Source organism: Streptomyces sp. NPDC040405, from assembly GCF_055595765.1.
Map to the genome: position 1 here is coordinate 566,090 of NZ_JBVIVI010000004.1, position 16,164 is coordinate 582,253.

General features: G+C 71.5%; 19 protein-coding genes. 7 read left to right on the forward strand and 12 right to left on the reverse strand.

Annotation, left to right across the window (positions count from 1 at the left end):
- Positions 1-5: 5 nt before the first annotated feature.
- The 6 genes from ACZ59A_RS20215 to ACZ59A_RS20240 all read right to left on the reverse strand — a co-directional run bounded on the left by ACZ59A_RS20215 (position 6) and on the right by ACZ59A_RS20240 (position 4,897).
- Positions 6-470 carry an SRPBCC family protein gene (locus ACZ59A_RS20215; protein ID WP_468047143.1) on the reverse strand — a complete coding sequence of 155 codons (465 nt, stop codon included), beginning with the start codon at positions 468-470 and terminating at the stop codon, positions 6-8.
- A gap of 1 nt (position 471) precedes the next feature.
- On the reverse strand, positions 472-729 hold the full coding sequence (locus ACZ59A_RS20220; RefSeq protein WP_468047140.1) for an acyl carrier protein: 258 nt from the start codon (positions 727-729) through the stop codon (positions 472-474).
- The gene (locus ACZ59A_RS20225; RefSeq protein WP_470960453.1) at positions 729-1,997 is read right to left on the reverse strand and encodes a ketosynthase chain-length factor; all 1,269 of its coding nucleotides are present in this window, start codon (positions 1,995-1,997) and stop codon (positions 729-731) included. The genes ACZ59A_RS20220 and ACZ59A_RS20225 overlap by 1 nt, the downstream gene beginning before the upstream one ends.
- Entirely contained in the window at positions 1,994-3,253 is a 1,260-nt protein-coding gene (locus ACZ59A_RS20230) for a beta-ketoacyl-[acyl-carrier-protein] synthase family protein (RefSeq protein WP_470960454.1), read from the reverse strand. Before ACZ59A_RS20230 ends, ACZ59A_RS20225 begins: the two co-directional genes overlap by 4 nt.
- On the reverse strand, positions 3,250-3,657 hold the full coding sequence (locus ACZ59A_RS20235; RefSeq protein WP_470960455.1) for a cupin domain-containing protein: 408 nt from the start codon (positions 3,655-3,657) through the stop codon (positions 3,250-3,252). The genes ACZ59A_RS20230 and ACZ59A_RS20235 overlap by 4 nt, the downstream gene beginning before the upstream one ends.
- A 73-nt stretch (positions 3,658-3,730) precedes the next feature.
- Positions 3,731-4,897 carry a SchA/CurD-like domain-containing protein gene (locus ACZ59A_RS20240; RefSeq protein WP_470960456.1) on the reverse strand — a complete coding sequence of 389 codons (1,167 nt, stop codon included), beginning with the start codon at positions 4,895-4,897 and terminating at the stop codon, positions 3,731-3,733.
- A gap of 158 nt (positions 4,898-5,055) precedes the next feature.
- Here ACZ59A_RS20240 and ACZ59A_RS20245 point away from each other — a divergent pair, with 158 nt between their 5' ends.
- The gene (locus ACZ59A_RS20245; protein WP_470960457.1) at positions 5,056-6,693 is read left to right on the forward strand and encodes an FAD-dependent oxidoreductase; all 1,638 of its coding nucleotides are present in this window, start codon (positions 5,056-5,058) and stop codon (positions 6,691-6,693) included.
- A gap of 69 nt (positions 6,694-6,762) precedes the next feature.
- On the opposite strand, the gene ACZ59A_RS20250 is transcribed toward ACZ59A_RS20245, so the two are convergent.
- From ACZ59A_RS20250 to ACZ59A_RS20260, 3 genes are all read right to left on the reverse strand, one after another.
- Positions 6,763-7,383, reverse strand: coding sequence for a DedA family protein (locus ACZ59A_RS20250; protein ID WP_470960458.1), 621 nt, complete (start codon positions 7,381-7,383; stop codon positions 6,763-6,765).
- The gene (locus ACZ59A_RS20255) at positions 7,380-8,162 is read right to left on the reverse strand and encodes an MBL fold metallo-hydrolase (protein WP_470960640.1); all 783 of its coding nucleotides are present in this window, start codon (positions 8,160-8,162) and stop codon (positions 7,380-7,382) included. The genes ACZ59A_RS20250 and ACZ59A_RS20255 overlap by 4 nt, the downstream gene beginning before the upstream one ends.
- Before the next feature lie 97 nt (positions 8,163-8,259).
- Positions 8,260-8,757: a GNAT family N-acetyltransferase gene (locus ACZ59A_RS20260; protein ID WP_470960459.1), complete on the reverse strand. Its 498-nt coding sequence runs from the start codon at positions 8,755-8,757 to the stop codon at positions 8,260-8,262.
- Between the two features lie 70 nt (positions 8,758-8,827).
- On the opposite strand from ACZ59A_RS20260, the gene ACZ59A_RS20265 reads away from it, so the two are divergent.
- The 4 genes from ACZ59A_RS20265 (at position 8,828) to ACZ59A_RS20280 (ending at position 11,386) form a co-directional block, all read left to right on the forward strand.
- The gene (locus tag ACZ59A_RS20265) at positions 8,828-9,331 is read left to right on the forward strand and encodes a MarR family winged helix-turn-helix transcriptional regulator (RefSeq protein ID WP_470960460.1); all 504 of its coding nucleotides are present in this window, start codon (positions 8,828-8,830) and stop codon (positions 9,329-9,331) included.
- Positions 9,332-9,472: 141 nt separating this feature from the next.
- Positions 9,473-10,138, forward strand: a complete 666-nt coding sequence (locus ACZ59A_RS20270; protein ID WP_470960461.1) for a nitroreductase — start codon at positions 9,473-9,475, stop codon at positions 10,136-10,138.
- A gap of 66 nt (positions 10,139-10,204) precedes the next feature.
- Positions 10,205-10,633, forward strand: coding sequence for a cupin domain-containing protein (locus ACZ59A_RS20275; protein WP_470960462.1), 429 nt, complete (start codon positions 10,205-10,207; stop codon positions 10,631-10,633).
- Positions 10,634-10,654: 21 nt separating this feature from the next.
- Positions 10,655-11,386 (forward strand): SDR family oxidoreductase, encoded by a 732-nt coding sequence (locus ACZ59A_RS20280; protein ID WP_470960463.1) that lies wholly within the window; start codon positions 10,655-10,657, stop codon positions 11,384-11,386.
- Here the strand turns inward: ACZ59A_RS20280 and ACZ59A_RS20285 are convergent.
- Positions 11,383-12,102: an alpha/beta fold hydrolase gene (locus ACZ59A_RS20285; RefSeq protein ID WP_470960464.1), complete on the reverse strand. Its 720-nt coding sequence runs from the start codon at positions 12,100-12,102 to the stop codon at positions 11,383-11,385. The genes ACZ59A_RS20280 and ACZ59A_RS20285 overlap by 4 nt on opposite strands.
- Positions 12,099-13,262 carry an FAD-dependent oxidoreductase gene (locus tag ACZ59A_RS20290; protein ID WP_470960465.1) on the reverse strand — a complete coding sequence of 388 codons (1,164 nt, stop codon included), beginning with the start codon at positions 13,260-13,262 and terminating at the stop codon, positions 12,099-12,101. The genes ACZ59A_RS20285 and ACZ59A_RS20290 overlap by 4 nt, the downstream gene beginning before the upstream one ends.
- A gap of 115 nt (positions 13,263-13,377) precedes the next feature.
- Here ACZ59A_RS20290 and ACZ59A_RS20295 point away from each other — a divergent pair, with 115 nt between their 5' ends.
- Positions 13,378-14,088, forward strand: coding sequence for a TetR/AcrR family transcriptional regulator (locus ACZ59A_RS20295; RefSeq protein ID WP_470960466.1), 711 nt, complete (start codon positions 13,378-13,380; stop codon positions 14,086-14,088).
- A 63-nt stretch (positions 14,089-14,151) separates the two neighbouring features.
- Here the strand turns inward: ACZ59A_RS20295 and ACZ59A_RS20300 are convergent, their stop codons facing one another.
- Positions 14,152-14,826 carry a polysaccharide lyase family 7 protein gene (locus ACZ59A_RS20300; RefSeq protein WP_470960467.1) on the reverse strand — a complete coding sequence of 225 codons (675 nt, stop codon included), beginning with the start codon at positions 14,824-14,826 and terminating at the stop codon, positions 14,152-14,154.
- A 203-nt stretch (positions 14,827-15,029) separates the two neighbouring features.
- On the opposite strand from ACZ59A_RS20300, the gene ACZ59A_RS20305 reads away from it, so the two are divergent.
- Positions 15,030-16,151, forward strand: a complete 1,122-nt coding sequence (locus ACZ59A_RS20305; RefSeq protein WP_470960468.1) for a Fic family protein — start codon at positions 15,030-15,032, stop codon at positions 16,149-16,151.
- Positions 16,152-16,164 lie beyond the last annotated feature (13 nt).

The window sequence follows — 16,164 nt, forward strand, 5'->3', positions numbered from 1 at the left end:
TTCCCTCACGCCTCCACCCGCGCGCGGGCGCGCTGTTCGATTTTCTCCCGGATCAGCTCCATCTGGATTTTGGAGTTCCGGTTGATGTGCTCGGTCATTCCGGCGTCGTCGACCGGTGCGTCCGGCTTCATCTCGAAGTCCTGGGTCCACCGCATGCGGGTGCCCTCGGGCTCCTCCTCGTACTCCCAGCGGATGTTCATGAAGGCGAACGGCCCGGTCTCCACCCGGCGCGCCCAGACGGTCCGTACGTCGCGGGCCGTCTCGCGCTCGGAGACCCAGCTCCACACCTTGCCGTTCTCGTCGGGGTGCATGGTCAGCCGGAAGGTGGTGGTGTCCCCGTTCCGCTGGAGCACCTCGACCGACGCGTACTCGCTGAAGAGGTTCGGCCAGTTCTCCAGGTCGTTCGTCATGTCCCAGACGAGGTCCATGGGGGCCTTGATCAGGATCTCGTTGTCGGTGTGGCCGGTCATCTCATGCTCCCGTGGTGAGTGAGGTGTTGATGACGTCGAGGAAGTCGCCGGGCGTCTTGGCGCTCTCGGCTCCGGGCTCGATGGGGGTGCCGTACCGGTTCTCCAGCTCGCCGACGATCGCGAGCAGGCCGAGCGAGTCCAGCCCGTACTCCTCGAACGTGGAGTCCGGCCGGGTGCGCATCCGGTCCGGGTCGACGGTCAGTCCGGCACAGCGCTTCATGAGCGAGGCCAGGTCGCCATAGGACAGTTGACTGGTCATCAGATATCTCCTTCCGGGCCGCGGAGCACGAGCGCCGCGTTGCAACCCATGAGCCCTCGGCTCAGCACCAGCGCGGTCCGCGGCTGGGCGGCCCGGGAACTGCCGGTGACGAGGTCGAGGTCATGACATACGTCGGTGACGTACGGAGTGGGCGGCACGACGCGGTGTTCCATGGCGAGCACCGCAGCCGCCACGTCCAGCACCGGAGCCGCGCAGTACGCCCGGCCGAAGCCGGTCTTGGGGGCGGTCACCGGCACCCGGGTGCCATGGGCGCCGAGCGCGTCGGCGATGGCCAGGGCCTCGGCGCGGTCCGCCTCCGGGGTGCCGATGGCGTCCGCGAACACCACGTCGATCTCCTCCGGGGCGCACCCGGCCTCGGCCAGCGCGGCGCGGATGGCCTGCGCGAGGCCCTCCCGGGACCGCTCCCACTGCGAGGGGCCGGTGAAGGTCGCGCCGTGGCCGAGGATCCGGCCGCGCACGCGGGCCCCGCGGCGCTGCGCCGCGCCCTCCTCCTCGACGATGAGCATCGCCCCGCCCTCGCCCGGCGCGAAGCCGCAGGCGTCGGCGGTGAACGGCAGATAGGCCCGGCCCGCGTCCCGGGCGAGGCTCATCTCCTCGTACCCCAGCTGGCAGACCACCGAGTACGGGGCGAGCGGCGCCTCGGCGGCGCCCACCACGATCGCGTCCGCCCCGTGCCGGATGGACCGGCAGGCGTGCGCGAGCGCGTCCAGGCCGCCCGCCTCGTCGTTGGCCAGCACCCCGCACGGGCCCTTGAACCCGCCGCGGATGGAGATCTGGCCGGTGCTGGCCGCGTAGAACCAGGCGATGGACTGGTACGGGCCCACATAGCGCGGCCCCTTGCCCCACAGCTGCTGCAGCTCGCGCTGGCCGAACTCGCCGCCGCCGGAGCCGGACGCGGTCACCACGCCCACCGCGAACGGCGACATCTCCCGGCGCGGCAGCTTCGCGTCGTCCAGCGCCAGCTCGGCCGCGGCCATCGCGAAGTGGGTGAAGCGGTCGGTCTGGACGAGATACCGCTCCTCGATCAGCGACCCCGGCTCGAAGCCGCTGACCTGGCCCGCGACCCGCAGCGGGAAGTCCTCGCAGCCCTCGCGGGTGAGCTGGTCGAGGAAGGTGATCCCCTCGCGTACGCCCTTCCAGAAGGCGTCCGTGCCCACGCCGTTGGGCGCCACGATCCCCATCCCGGTGATCGCCGCGCCCCGGATGTGCTTCCTGGTCCTGCTGGTCGTCTTCACGGTCGGGTTCATGACGCACCCCCATGACTGAGCACGACCGCGGACTGGAAGCCGCCGAACCCGCTGCCCACCGAGAGCACATGGCGCAGCGGCAGGGAGCGGGCGGTGCGCGGCACATAGTCCAGATCGCACTCGGGATCGGGATTCTCGTAGTTGGCCGTGGGCGGCACCACACCGTGCGCGAGGGCCAGGGTGCAGGCCACGATCTCGATGGCCCCGATGGCGCCCAGCGAATGCCCCACCATGGATTTGATCGAACTCATCGGCGTCCGGTACGCGTGATCGCCCAGCGAGCGCTTGACGGCGGCCGTCTCGTGGCGGTCGTTCTGCTGGGTGCCGGAGCCGTGCGCGTTGACGTAGTCGATGTCGGAGCTGTTGATCCGGGCGTGGCCCAGGGCGTGGTCGATGGCCTCGGACATCTCCAGGCCCTCCCGGGTCAGCCCGGTCATGTGGTACGCGTTGCCGTAGGTGGCGAACCCCCTGATCTCGCAGTAGATCCGGGCGCCGCGGGCGCGCGCGTGCTCCAGCTCCTCCAGGATCAGCACGGCGGCGCCCTCGCCCAGCACGAAGCCGTCGCGGCGCGCGTCGAACGGCCGCGACGCGTGCTCGGGGTCGTCGTTGTTGGCCGAGGTCGCCTTGATCGCGTCGAAACAGGCCACCGTGATGGGGGAGATGGGGGAGTCCGCCGCGCCCGCGACGCATACGTCGGCCCGGTTCTCCTCGATCGCCTGGAAGCCGTACCCGATCGCGTCCAGACCCGAGGTGCAGCCCGTCGAGACGGTCTGCACCGGCCCCTGCGCCCCGATCAGTTCCGCCACCCCGGAGGCCAGCGCGCTGGGCGAGAACGCCCGGTGCAGATGCGGCCCGGCCCGCCGGTGGTCCACGTTCCAGGACTCGCCCTTGTTGCTGACCTCGACGTAGTCGCGCTCCAGCCGGGTGGTGCCGCCGACCGCGGTGCCCAGCGACACGCCCGTACGCCACTGGTCGCCGCCGGTCGTAAGGCCCGCGTCCCGCACGGCCTCCTTGGAAGCCGCCAGCGCGAACTGCACGTAGCGGTCGGAGCGTTCGACCTGCTCCGCGGCCAGCCCGGCGGCCACCGGATCGAAGTCGCATTCGGCGGCGATCCGCGAACGGAAGCCCGCGGGGTCGAAGAGCGTGATACCGCGCGTCGCCGTACGCCCGGAGGTGAGCATGTCCCAGAAGGCCGGAACACCCACGCCCCCCGGAGCGACCACGCCGAGCCCGGTGATCGCCACCCGTCGCGTCACGATGACGCCTCGGCAGGTTCGGTGGCCTCCGTGTCCACGTGCCCCAGCTCGGGACGGGGGGCCAGCGGGCCCAGATGGAAGACCATCCGGGCCTCGGTGTCACCGACGTTGCGGAAGCGGTGCCGCATGTCGCGAGGGATCAGCAGGCCCTGGTCGGGGCGGAGTTGGTGGGCGGTCCCGTCCAGGTCCACCTCCAGGTCACCGCAGACGACGAACACGAACTCCTCGGAGTACGGGTGGTAGTGCTCACCGATGCGCTCACCCGGCCCGATGAGGGCCAGGCCCATGAAGCCGCTGGTGGCGCCAACCGTGCTCGGGGTGAGCATGGCGCGCAGATCGCCGCCGCGCCGCGTGTTGTGAGCGACGTCGGCGAGGTCGACGATGTGAGGGGACTGCGTGGTCATGATCGGTGCCTCCGGACATGGAACGTGACAGGGGACGTAAAGCGTGAAAGCCGCAAAGAAGGAGAGGGAACTGTCAGTAGTCCGCCGCCCGGCGGTCGGTGACCGGCTCCATGTCGCAGTCCGCGAGGAAGCGCCGCAGCCCGTCCTCGTGCGCCAGATCCCGGTCCGGGCCGCGTTCGACAAGGCGGCTCAGCACCGCCGCGGCACGCTTGCCGCCGACCCCGACCGCCAGCGCGGGGTCCTGGTCGATCGGCGCCCGCATGTCGACCATCCGCACGACGACGTCCTCCTGCTGGAAGATCGTGCTGCTCACCAGGGGCGTCGTACCGCTGTTCATCGCCAGCTCGTCCTGGCGGGCCAGCAGCCGGGCGACGGCCGTGCCGGAGCCCTCCCGGACCGGGTAGCACAGGGCGTGCCGCCGCAGTGGTCCCGCGGGAGCTTGGCCGTTCGCCCCGTTCACCGCCGTCAGATGGTGCACCACCGGAAGCGCCGCCCGAAAGAAGAACTCCCGTGCCGCGTCCGGGTCGTCCATGTCGCGCGGCTCCTCCAGATACGGGTTGACGGCCGCCTCCACCGCACGCACCTCGGGCTGCTGCGACACATGGCGCAGCGCCGCCACCAGGTCGCCCTTCACCTCGACGGTCCGGACCACGCGGTTGCCGATCATGAACAGCGACGTGCGGCAGAGCCGGGTGTTGTCGTCGACCCGCGTCTCCACCGAGGAGTAGTCGGCGAGGATTGCCGCCACGTCCTTCTCCGTGCCGGGCTTCACGGTGAACGTCAGACCGTGCCGGACCAGGCCGTCGCCGATCCTCGGCGCGGCCTGCAGCCGCCCCCGGGTGGTCGCGGCCCCCCGGCCCGGCTTGTCGGTCTCCCGCAGGATGCCGAACCGCAGCGAGCGGGTGTCCTCCACACAGCCGTGCATGGGCTTGACCATCTCCCGGTGCGCCTCGCTGTCCACCCAGGCCAGGAAGGGCGGGGCGCTCTCCCACTCGCTGGTGATCAGCCACTTGGAGGGGTCCTCGATCGACTGGCACAACTGGTCGCTGAGATGCCCCGGAACCGAGGCCACCTGCTGGCACAGCTCGTCGTACGCGCGCAGAAAACGCTCCTCGGCACCGCTGCGCACATCCAGTAGCAGCACCACGCGCAGCCGTGAATCGGCGAGTGAGGACTGCGAGGACCGCGTGGTCGTGGATGGTGTCGTGGTGTGCTGTGGAGTCTGGGGCAGGGTGCTCATATTCCACTCCTCCTAGGGGATGCGTCCTTCCTTGGATGCGCCGCCCGTCAGACCGATCGTGGGGCGCTCCCACGTATGGCGCGAGATTTGTGAGCCATCTGAGCGAACGCCTGGTCAGAGCCCCGAACGGGCCTCGAAACACCGGGCATAGCAGCAAGATGAACCGTCTTGCCGACACTGCGACACGCGTGCCCGTACTCATCGCGGGAGGCTCCCTGGTGGGCCTGTCCGCCTCACTGTTCCTGGGCCGTCTGGAGATCGGCCACCTGCTCGTCGAGAAGCACCCGCGGACCTCCCACCACCCGCGCGGGCGGGGGAACAACATCCGCACGATGGAGCTGTACCGCACCGCCGGAGTGGAGTCCGCGATCCGCGAGGCGGCGGCCGTCCTGGCCGACAACCACGGCATCATGCAGACCCCGTCGCTCGCCGGAACCGAGCACAACTGGCTCTTCCGGGACATCGACCCGGGCGGCAAGGCCGCCCGTATCAGCCCGTCCGCATGGTGTCTGTGCAGCCAGAACGACCTCGAACCCGTCCTGCTCAGGGCCGCCCAGGACCTCGGCGGCGACCTCCGCTTCGGCAGCGAGCTGCTCTCCTTCGAGCAGGACGCCGACGGGGTCACCGCCGTCATCCTGGACCGCAGCACCGAGACCCGCTCCACCGTCCGCGCCGACTACCTCATCGCCGCCGACGGCCCCCGCAGCCCGGTGCGCGAGGCCCTCGGCATCGGCCAGAGCGGACACGGCGAGCTGTTCCACAACGTGTCCATCACCTTCCGCGCCAAGCGCCTCGCCGACGTGGTCGGCGACCGCCGCTTCATCGCCTGCTACCTCACCAACCCCGAGGCCGACGGGGCGCTGCTGCCCGTCGACAACCAGGAGCAGTGGGTCTTCCACGCCCCCTGGCACCCCGAGCGCGGCGAAACGCTGGAGGAGTTCACCGACGAGCGCTGCGCCCAGCACATCCGCACCGCCGTCGGCATGCCGGACCTGGAGGTCGAGATCACCGGCAAGGCGCCCTGGCACGCGGCCGAGCGGGTGGCCGACGCGTACGGCTCCGGCCGCGTCTTCCTCGCCGGGGACTCCGCCCACGAGATGTCCCCCACCGGCGCCTTCGGCTCCAACACCGGCATCCAGGACGCCCACAACCTCGCCTGGAAACTCGCCGCCGTCCTCGGCGGCTGGGCGGGGCCCGCCCTGCTGGAGACCTACGGCGCCGAACGGCAGCCCGTCGCCCGGGCCACCAGCGCCCGGGCCGCCTCCCGCTCGGCCGAGCACAGCCACCCCGGCTACTCCGCCCCGCCGACCGCGGGCCCGCAGAGCAACGTCATGGCCGTCGCGATGGGCTACCGCTACGCGAACGGCGCGGTCCTCGGCGCCGACCCCGCCGCCCCGGCCGTCCCCGACCGCTTCGAGATCTCCGCCGAGCCCGGCAGCCGCGCCCCCCACATGTGGGTCCACCGCTGCGGGGTCCGGCTCTCCACCCTCGACCTGTACGAGCGCACCTGCGTGCTGCTCACCGGCCCGGGCGGCGCCGCCTGGCACGAGGCGGGCCGCGGCGCCGCCGACGCCCTCGGCGTCCCCCTCGACTGCTACCGCGTCGGCACGGAACCGGACCACGAGCTGGCCCCCGAGGAGGGCACCGACTGGGCCGAACTCCACGGCACCGCCCCCGACGGCGCCGTCCTGGTCCGCCCTGACGGCTTCGTGGCCTGGCGCGCGGAGCGGCTGGCGTCCGACCCGAACGCCCTGCTGACGGAGGTCCTGCGCGAGGTGCTGCGCCTTGGCGCCTGACGGCGAACCTGTACCACATCAAGCCCGTCCGGCGTTTGAGGACCGGGGTCCGGGGCGGAGCCCCGGCACCTAACGCGCGCCGTGGCGCCGCGCAATGCGGCGCCACGCGCCCGGGGCCAGGCTCACCGCCACGGTGAGGAGCACCGCCGCCACCACCCCCTGCCACGGCTCACGGAACAGCGAACCCCCCAACAGCCCGATCAACTGATACGTCGCGGCCCACGCCAGCGCCGCCGGACCCGCCCCACGCGCGAACCTCCGCAGCGGCCAGCGGGCCAGCAGACAGGCCAGCATCACCGGGACCCGGCCCGCCGGGACCAGCCGGGACAGGACGAGCACCGCCACCCCGTGCTCGGTCAGCTTCGTCCGCGCCTGGTCCAGCCGTTCCGGCGCCGCATGGTCGTGGATGCGCTCCAGCCACCGCGAGCCGTTTTTGGACCGCACCCCGCGCCGCCCCAGCCAGTACAGCGCGAGGTCCCCGGAGAACGCGGCCGCCGAGGCGACGCAGAAGACGAACAGCAGTGAGAACGGCGAGGACTGGTGGATCGCCACCACAGCCGCCGAGCTGACCACCGCCCCGGTCGGCACCACCGGCACCAGCGACCCCAGCACCACCAGCAGGAACAGCGACGGATAGCCCACCGCCTGCTGGGTGGACTCGGCCGGAAGGCGTGCCAGCTCGCCTATCACCTGGCGGGCTCCAGCCGCACGCACTCGCCGTGCCGCAGCCGGTGCACCGACGCGTCGGGGGCCAGCCGCCCCGCGTGGCGGACGAAGTCGTCGCCCGGTGCGTGGAATTCATGCGGCCGCACGGCGTCCATGCCGATCGGCCAGTACGTCCCGTAGTGCACCGGCACCGCGCTGCGCGCCCCCAGCCGGGCCAGGGCCTCGGCGGCGCGGCCCGCGTCGAGGTGGCCGTGGCCCAGGTACGGGCCCCAGCCGCCGACCGGCAGCAGCGCCACGTCGCACGGGCCGACCGCGTCCGCCATCGCGTCGAACAGCCCGGTGTCGCCCGCGAAGTACGTGGTGGCCTCGCCGTGCAGCACATACCCGAGCGCGGGCGCCCGGTGCGGGCCGAACGGCAGGCGGCGGCCGTCGTGGGCGGCGGGCACGGCCCGGATCCGTACGTCGCCGACCGACACCTCGTCGCCCGGCCGCACCTCGGTGACCCGCAGATCGCCCGCCGCGGCCACCCGCCGCAGCCCCGGCACGGCCCGCCCGGCGCCGTACGGCACGACCAGCCGGGTGCCGGGCCACAGCCGGGCCAGCGAGCCGAGGTGCAGATGGTCGGCGTGCAGATGCGAGACGAGCGCGACGTCGGCCACCGCCGCGTCCGGCGGCGGCACGGGCCCGCGGCGGCGGCGCAGATGGGCCAGCCGCCGTACGAAGAGGGGATCGGTCAGCACCGTCACGCCGGAGTCCCGCACGGTCGCGGTGGCATGCCCCCACCAGGTGATCTCCACCGACACGCGGTGCCTCCCGTCGCGCACGTACCACACCGTCGGGTCCGATCCTCTCACTCCGATGGCCCCCTCGGCCGTGGCCCCCCGGCGGCGGGCCTCGCGCTCATCGCCCTTGGCCGACCGCCCCCAGGATCAGCACCAGCTCGCCGATCTCCCGGCCCCGCGCCGCCGCGTACGCGCGCTCTTCCCGGGCCACCCGGAACCCGCACTTCTCCAGCACCCGCAGGGAACCGGCGTTGTCCACGGCGGCCCGGGCGTACAGCGGGCGCCCTGGCACCTCCTCCAGGAACGCGGCCAGCGCGCGGGTGGCGATCCCCTTGCCCCAGTGCTCGCGCCCGATCCAGTACCCGACCGACGGGTCGCCGTACTGCTCGAACCCCAGCAGGTTCCCGGCCACCCGCCCGTCGTACAGCACCGTCCGCTTGACCACGGTGTCATCGCCGAGGATCCGGTCCCACCGCTCGTCGAAGGCCCGCCGGTCGTCCGGGTTCTCGGCGGTGAAGGCCGCCATCCGGTTGGCCTCCGCGTCCCGGTGATAGTCGAAGAAGACCGCGAGGTCGTCCCGGCTCACCGCGCGCAGTCGCACCCTGGGTCCGCTCATGCCCTCAGTCTGCACCGCGGGCCGATGCCGCGACCCGCCGCCAATGATCTCAGGTGATACCGTCGCGAAAGTGACCGCCGACCTTCCCCGCAAGAGCACCGTCTCGCGTGCGACAGACCGCCCCGGGGACCAGTCGCCCTTCGCCCTCGGCCTGCTGTTGCGCCGGGCGCACGCGCGCGTGGCCGCCGTGATGGCGGAGGCGCTACGGCCGTTCGGCATCGAGCTGCGGCACTTTTCCGTGCTGATCGTGCTGGTCAACCAAGGGCCCACCGTACAGCGGGACTTGGCGACGGCGACGGGGTCGGACAAGGCGGGCATCATGCGGATCGTGGACGACCTGGAGCGCCAGGGGCTGGCCGTGCGCAAGACCGTTCCGGGGGACCGGCGGGTGCGGGCGGTGGAGATCACGCCGCGGGGCGTCGAGCTGTTCGACGCGGCCCATGTGGCGGCGGAGCCGCTGGCCGGGCGGCTGGTCGCCGAACTGGGCCTCGGCGAGTCGGAGCGGCTGACGGAGCTGCTGACCCGGTTCGCCCACCCCGCCCATCCCGCTCATCCCGCAGACGACGAGGCGTAAGCGCCGCCTTCCGGACCCGCCCCCCTTGACCTGGCCGGTCGCGCTCTCGACCGCAGAAGTCTCGCCCGAGATGGTATCGAGTGATACTGTTGTGAGTGCAACGAAGGTCGATGCGCTGACACACCTGAGAGGTGGGCGATCTTGGACGTCTATGAGGCGGTCACCAGCCGACGCGCCGTGCGCGGCTTCACCGACCGGCCCGTACCGCGAGAGACGCTGGAGCGCGTGCTGTCCGCCGCGGCGTGGGCGCCGTCCGGGTCGAACCTCCAGCCGTGGCACGCCTACGTGGTGACCGGCGCGCCGCTGGCCGAGCTGAAGAAGCGCGCCGGTGAGCGGCTGGCCGCGGGCGACCCCTGGGACGAGCCGGAGTACGAGCAGTACCCGCCCCGGCTGAAGTCCCCGTACGACGAGCGCCGATCCGCCTTCGGGGCACAGCGCTACGGCGCGCTCGGCGTTTCGCGCGGGGATCTGGAGGCGCGCCAGCGGGCCGCCTCCGCGAACTGGGACTGCTTCGGCGCGCCCGCCGCCCTGTTCTGCTACATCGACCGCGGCCTGGGCCCCGCCCAGTGGTCCGACGTCGGCATGTATCTGCAGACCGTCATGCTGCTGCTCCGCGCCGAAGGGCTGCACAGCTGCGCGCAGATGGCGTGGGCGAAGTTCCACCGCACCGTCGCGGAGGTCCTGTCGCCCCCGGACGAGCTGATGCTCTTCTGCGGCATGTCGATCGGATACGAGGACGCCGCGGTGGAGGACGCCCGCACGGACCGGGCGCCGCTCGCCGAGACTGTCGCTTTCGTCGACGGATAGCCGACGGACAGCCGGTGGGCGGGTCGTCACGAACAAAAAGGCCGCTCCGGTCTTTACTTATGACTCATGTCGAGCACCGAGCAGAACAAGAAGTCACGGTCCGAAGCGTGGAAGACGGCGCTGACCACGCTCCAGACGGCAAAGCCGCCATTCGTCCCGGAGGGAGTCGACGTGATGACCGTCCTGGTCGAATTTCCCCCGGGTGACCCGGGAACCCCTCCGCACCGGCACTCCGGCCCCGCATTCGGATACATGCTCGAAGGGGAAATGCTCTTCGAGCTCGAAGGCGAGCCGGAGCGAGTGGTCAGGGCCGGAGAGTCGTTCTGGGAGCCGGGCGGCGACGTCATCCACTACCAGGACGGGAACAACCGAACGGATTCCTGGAGCCGCTTCCTCGTCACGATGATGTGCGCACCGGGCCAGCCCATGCTGACCCTGGTGGACGACGAGGAGCTGGCCCGACGTAAAGACAGACGCGCTCCGCGCCCCGCCTGACATGAAGAAAAGAAGGTGACCATGAAGATCGCAGTTATCGGCGGTACCGGCCTGATCGGTTCGAAGGTCGTGCGGAATCTGAACGCGGCGGGCCACGAGGCCGTGCCGTGCTCGCAGTCCACAGGGGTCGACATCATCACCGGCAAGGGTTTGGCCGAGGGGGTGGCCGGTGCCGACGTCGTCATCAACCTGACGAATTCCCCCACCTTCGACGATGCCTCCGCGGCGTTCTTCCAAACCTCGATGGACAACCTGCTGGCCGCCGCCGAGAAGGGCGGGGCGCGGCACATCGTCATCCTGTCGATCGTCGGCGCGGAACTGGTGCCCGAGCTCGACTACTACCGGGCCAAGGTTCTCCAGGAAGACATCCTCAAGGCCGGGGCGACCCCTTATTCCATCGTCCGCGTCACGCAGTTCATGGAGTTCATGGACGCGGTCCTGTCCTGGACCACCGAGGGCGACACCGTCCGCCTGCCCGCCACGCCCATCCAGCCGATCGCCGCGCAGGACGTCGCCGACGCCGTCGCCGAAGTCGCCGTGGGCACCCCGCTGAACGGCACCCGCGACATCGGCGGGCCCGATGTCTTCACCCTCGACGAGCTGGGCCGGGTCACGCTGAACGCGCGTTCCGACAGCCGCACCGTCGTCCTGGACGACACCGCCGGGATGTTCGCCGCCATCCGCGGCGATGCCCTCATCACCAAGGGGGATGCCCGCCTCGCCCCCACCCACTACACCGAATGGCTGTCCTAGCGTCCTAGGCCCGGCCCGTCCCCGGTGGCCACGAACGCGTCGATGGCGGCGAACGTGGCGTCCGGCGCCTCCCGCCAGGGGAGGTGGCCCGCGCCGGGGATCACCTCGAAGCGGGCGTCCGGGATGGCGGTGGCGTACGCGCGGCCGAAGCCGGGGGTGACCACGGCGTCGTTCTCGCCCCACACCGCCAGGGTGGGCACCGTGACGCGGCCGAGCCGGTGCAGCAGCTTCGGGTCGGCCAGGGCCGGGCCGGTGTAGGCCAGCATGGTGCGGATGGCCTCCGGGGACGGGCCCGGGGTGTGGGGCGCCGGGACCGGCATCCGCACCTCGTGCTCCGGGACCTCCGGTCCGATGGCCCCCACGAGCACCAGCTGCCCGATGCGGCGGCGGCCCCGGTCGCGTACGGCCATCTCGGCGGCGAGCCAGCCGCCGAAGGAGCTGCCCAGGACCAGGACGTCGTGCAGCCGGAGGTCGTCCAGCAGGTCGAGGTACGTCTCCACGAGGCCGTCGACCCCGGCGAACCAGTCGGGCCGAGGAGTGTCGTCCCAGCCCGGATGGGTGGGGGTCAGCACCCGGTGGGTGGGCGCGAAGTGGTCCGTGATCGCGGCCACGCTGGCCGGACCGGCGCCGCCGTGCAGCAGCAGGACGGGCCGTCCCTCGCCCGTGTCCGTCAGGGTCAGCGGAAGGCCGGGATAGGGCTGGAGCGGTGTGGTCATCGGGCGTCGTCTCCTGAGGCTGTGTATGAGGTGAAGAGGTCCCGCGCGAGGTGCGGCCCGTCGGGCCGGAAGAAGGCGTCGAGGTTGGCGGCCGAGAGGGCGGCCGTGCTCTCGCTGCGCGGGAAGAGGGCCGTTTCGTACGCGGTCAGCGCCGTGTCCAGGTCGGCGTGGGCGGCGATCGCACCGGCGAGTTCGGCGCCGTCGAGCATGGCGAGGTTGGCGCCCGCACCGGCGAACGGGGACATCAGATGGGCGGCGTCGCCCAGGAGGGTGACGCCGGGCACCCGGTCCCAGCGGTGTCCGACGGGCAGGGCGTGGAGGGGCCGGGGGACGAGGGGGCTGTCGCTGTCGGCGATCAGCGCGCGCAGCGCGGCGTCCCAGTCGGGGAAGAGGTCCAGGACGCGCTTCACGGCGGCGGCCTCCGTACCGGCCCACGCCTCGGGGACCTTGACGGTGCTGTAGACGCGGATGCGCTCCCCGCCCATGCGCTGCGCGATCACCCCCTTCTCGTCGCCGAGGGCGAACATCGTGCCGTGGCCGACGAGTTCGGCGAGGGCACGGTGCCGGGTGTCGACGTCCGCCAGCTGTCCGTCCATCAGGGTCACGCCGGAGTAGACCGGCCGGGCGCCGGACAGCAGCGGCCGGACCCGCGACCAGGCCCCGTCGGCGCCGACCAGCAGGTCCGCCTCCACAGTCTCGCCGTCGGCCAGGGTGAGCGTGGGGCGTCCCGCCGCGGGGACGGCGACGGTACGGACCTTGCGTCCCCAGCGGACCGTCCCCCTCGGCAGCGAGTCCAGCAGCAGCCCCCGCAGCGCGTACCGGTCGATCTCGGGGCGGTCGCCGCCGCCGTCCGGAGCGGGCTCGTGGAACAGGGTGGATCCGTCCTTGCCGAGCAGGCGCAGCTCGCCGCCCTCGGGGCGGCTGAGCTCCCGGAACTCCTCCAGCAGCCCGGCGGCGCCCAGCGCGCGCTGGCCGGACTCCTCGTCCAGGTCCAGCGTGCCGCCCTGGTCGCGGGTGGTCGGTGTCGCGTCCCCTTCGTAGACGGTCGAGGCGATGCCGTGGGTGTGCAGGACGCGCGCCAGCGTCAGCCCGCCCAGCCCTCCTCCGACGATCGCGATGGTGGGTGCGGTGGTCGTACCGGTGGTCATTCCGGTGGACATATGTCGCCTCCCTGTCGTACCGGATGGGACCGGATGGGAGGAGAGTAAGTGAACGAACATGTTCGTGGCAAACATGTTCGTCACGAACGCGTTCTCGGGGAGATAGCATGCGCCCATGACAGGGAACTGCGCCGCGCGCCCGAGCCGCCGCGAACGTCCGGCGAAACCGGCCCTGACCCGGGACGGGATCGTCGCCACCGCCGTCGGCCTCATGCGGGCCGAGGGCTTGGAGCGCGTCACCATGCGGCGGCTGGCGCGGGAGCTGGACACCGGGCCCGCCTCGCTCTACGTGTACGTCCGCAACACCGCCGAGTTGCACGCGGCGGTCCTCGAGGAACTGCTCGCCGGGGTCGACCTGACCCCGGCCACCGCCGACGGCGACTGGCGCGAGCGGCTGGTGCGGATCCTCATCTCGTACACGGAGCTGCTGTTCGAGTACCCGGGCCTCGCCCGCTCCGCCGTGGCCGCGCGCCCCTTCGGCAAGAACTTCCTGCGCCTCATCGAGGGCCTGCTGACGCTGCTGCAGGAGGGCGGGGTCGGGTCGGACCGGGCGGCGTGGCTGGTCGACGCGCTGCTCCAGTACGCCACCGCCAGCGCCGCCGAGCACGCCTGGCGGGGCCCGGACGAGGACAGCCACAACGAGGAGGACTGGGAGGCGCTCGCCGCCGGGGTGATGGGCGCCTCGGAGCGGACCCACCCGCACATCGCCGCGCTGGGCCCGCGGCTGCTCTCCGGATCCCCCCAGGAGCGGCTGGTCTGGGGCTTCCACGTGCTGATCAACGGCGCGGCGCACACCCCCGTGCCGGATGTCCCGACGCCGCTGTAGGCGCCACAGGCGCTCCATGCCGGCCGCCGGGCCCGGCGGCCGGCATGGCCTGGCGTACGGGCGCTACTTCGTCCAGTAGCGCACGTTGCGGAAGCGGGCCTCGGCCTTGCCCGAACCGTGGTGATACACGCCGTTCTTGAAGTACCGCGTCGCTTCGCCACGGTCGTCGGCGGTCAGCACCAGCTTGTCGTCCGCGTAGACCTGGATCGTTCCGGCGCTCGCGTCGTGGGCGACCTTCAGGTTCCACCACGTGTTGTAGATCCCGGTCTTGATGACCTCGTTCGTATAGCGCTTGAGCGTGCCGCCGTTCGCGCTGGACGCCCGGAACATGATGTCGGTCGCGGGCGTCCCGGACGGACGCTTGGTGCGCAGGATCTGCATGATGTCCGCGCCGTTGGTGCCGGACGGGACGTACACATCCGCGTCCCACATGTGCTTGCCCGAGGTGTAGTCGTTCTTCCAGCGCATCTCGGTGCGCGGATTGGTCGAACTGCCCTCCTCGAACGGCTCGTCGGTGGCATTCACCCACATGGTGTGGGTCTTGGTGCCGGAGTTGTAGCTGTACCGGTCGCTGAGATCCAGGTCGTACGGCTTCTGCATGCTGTACGTGTACGACTTCTCCGTCCACCCGTCGGTCGGATCGGCGAGCCGCTCGCCCCCCGCCGCCCCGTGCGCGCTCGCCGTCCCCGTCAGCGCGGCCACGAGCGCGCCGACGACGGCGCCCACTCTGAGTCGCATGCGTAACGCGGGCATGTGCCCACCTCCCTATCCCGTGGTCATGGTCCAGACCAGGGGTCACCGTAGGGCAGCGACCATGGCGTGTCCATATCAATGAACGAGATTCTTCGTCTTCCTGGCGTGCGTTCATGTATATGACCCACTGGTGGGTGCGGCTTGACCCTTTGATGGGAGGATGGTGTCATTAGGTCATGCTGTACGGGGTGCCTGAGCTGGATGACAACGATGCGCGCGTCATCGATGAGATCGACGCGATGCGGGGGAGTCTGCGGCTGCATTTGCGGGCGCCGAGGCGTTGGGAAGGCCAGCTCCGCCGCAACCTGACCGCACGGGCCATCGCCGGGTCGAACACCATCGAGGGGTACGCGGCGAGCGTCGCCGACGTCGAGGACATCATCCTCGGCGAAGCCCCGATCGAGGCCAGCGGTGCGGTGGCCGCGGAGATCGACGGCTACCGGCAGGCCATGACGTACATCCAGCGGCTGGCTGACGCCGGACCCGACTTCGCATACAGCAAGGGGCTGCTCAACAGCCTGCATTTCATGATGCAGGGGCATCACCTGCTCAAGCGGCCCGGGTGGTGGCGCTCCGGCCCTGTGTACGTCACCTCGCCCGAGGACCCCACCATCGCCGCGTATACGGCCCCGGACGCGGAACTGGTGCCCGGCCTGGCGGACGAACTGGTGGCCTGGCTGAACGAGGGGGACCTCGGAACACCGGCGCTGGTGCGGGCCTCGATGGCGCATCTGAACCTGGTGGCCATCCATCCCTGGCCGGACGGCAACGGCAGGATGTCCCGTGCCCTGCAGACCCTGCTGCTGGCGCGCGAGGGGTTCGTGGCGCCGGAGTTCTCCAGCATCGAGGAGTGGCTCGGCCGGGCCCGCAACACCTACCGCTACTACGACGTGCTCGCCGAGGTCGGCGGACCCGTATGGACACCGGAACGGGACACCCGTTCCTGGGTGCGCTTCTGTCTGCGCGCACACCATCAGCAGGCGCAGACGGTGGAACGCCATATGGAGACCACCCGGGTGGTCTGGTCCGCGCTGGAGGGAGCGATCGAGCAGCAGGGCTGGGCCGAGCGCATGCTGTATGCCCTGTACCCGGCCGCGATGGGCAACCGCGTCCGCCGCGCGACGTACCAGGCGGACGCCGAGCTGAGCGAGCAGCAGGCCCAGCGTGACGTACGCGAACTCGTCCGCGCACGGTGGCTGGCGCCGCACGGCGAGGCGCAGGGGCGGTATTACACGGCGGGTGAGGGCATGCCTGAGGCCATCACGACTGGAGTCCGCCAGCCTCGCCCCCTGCGCGAGCCATACGCGTAACCCCGCTCATAGG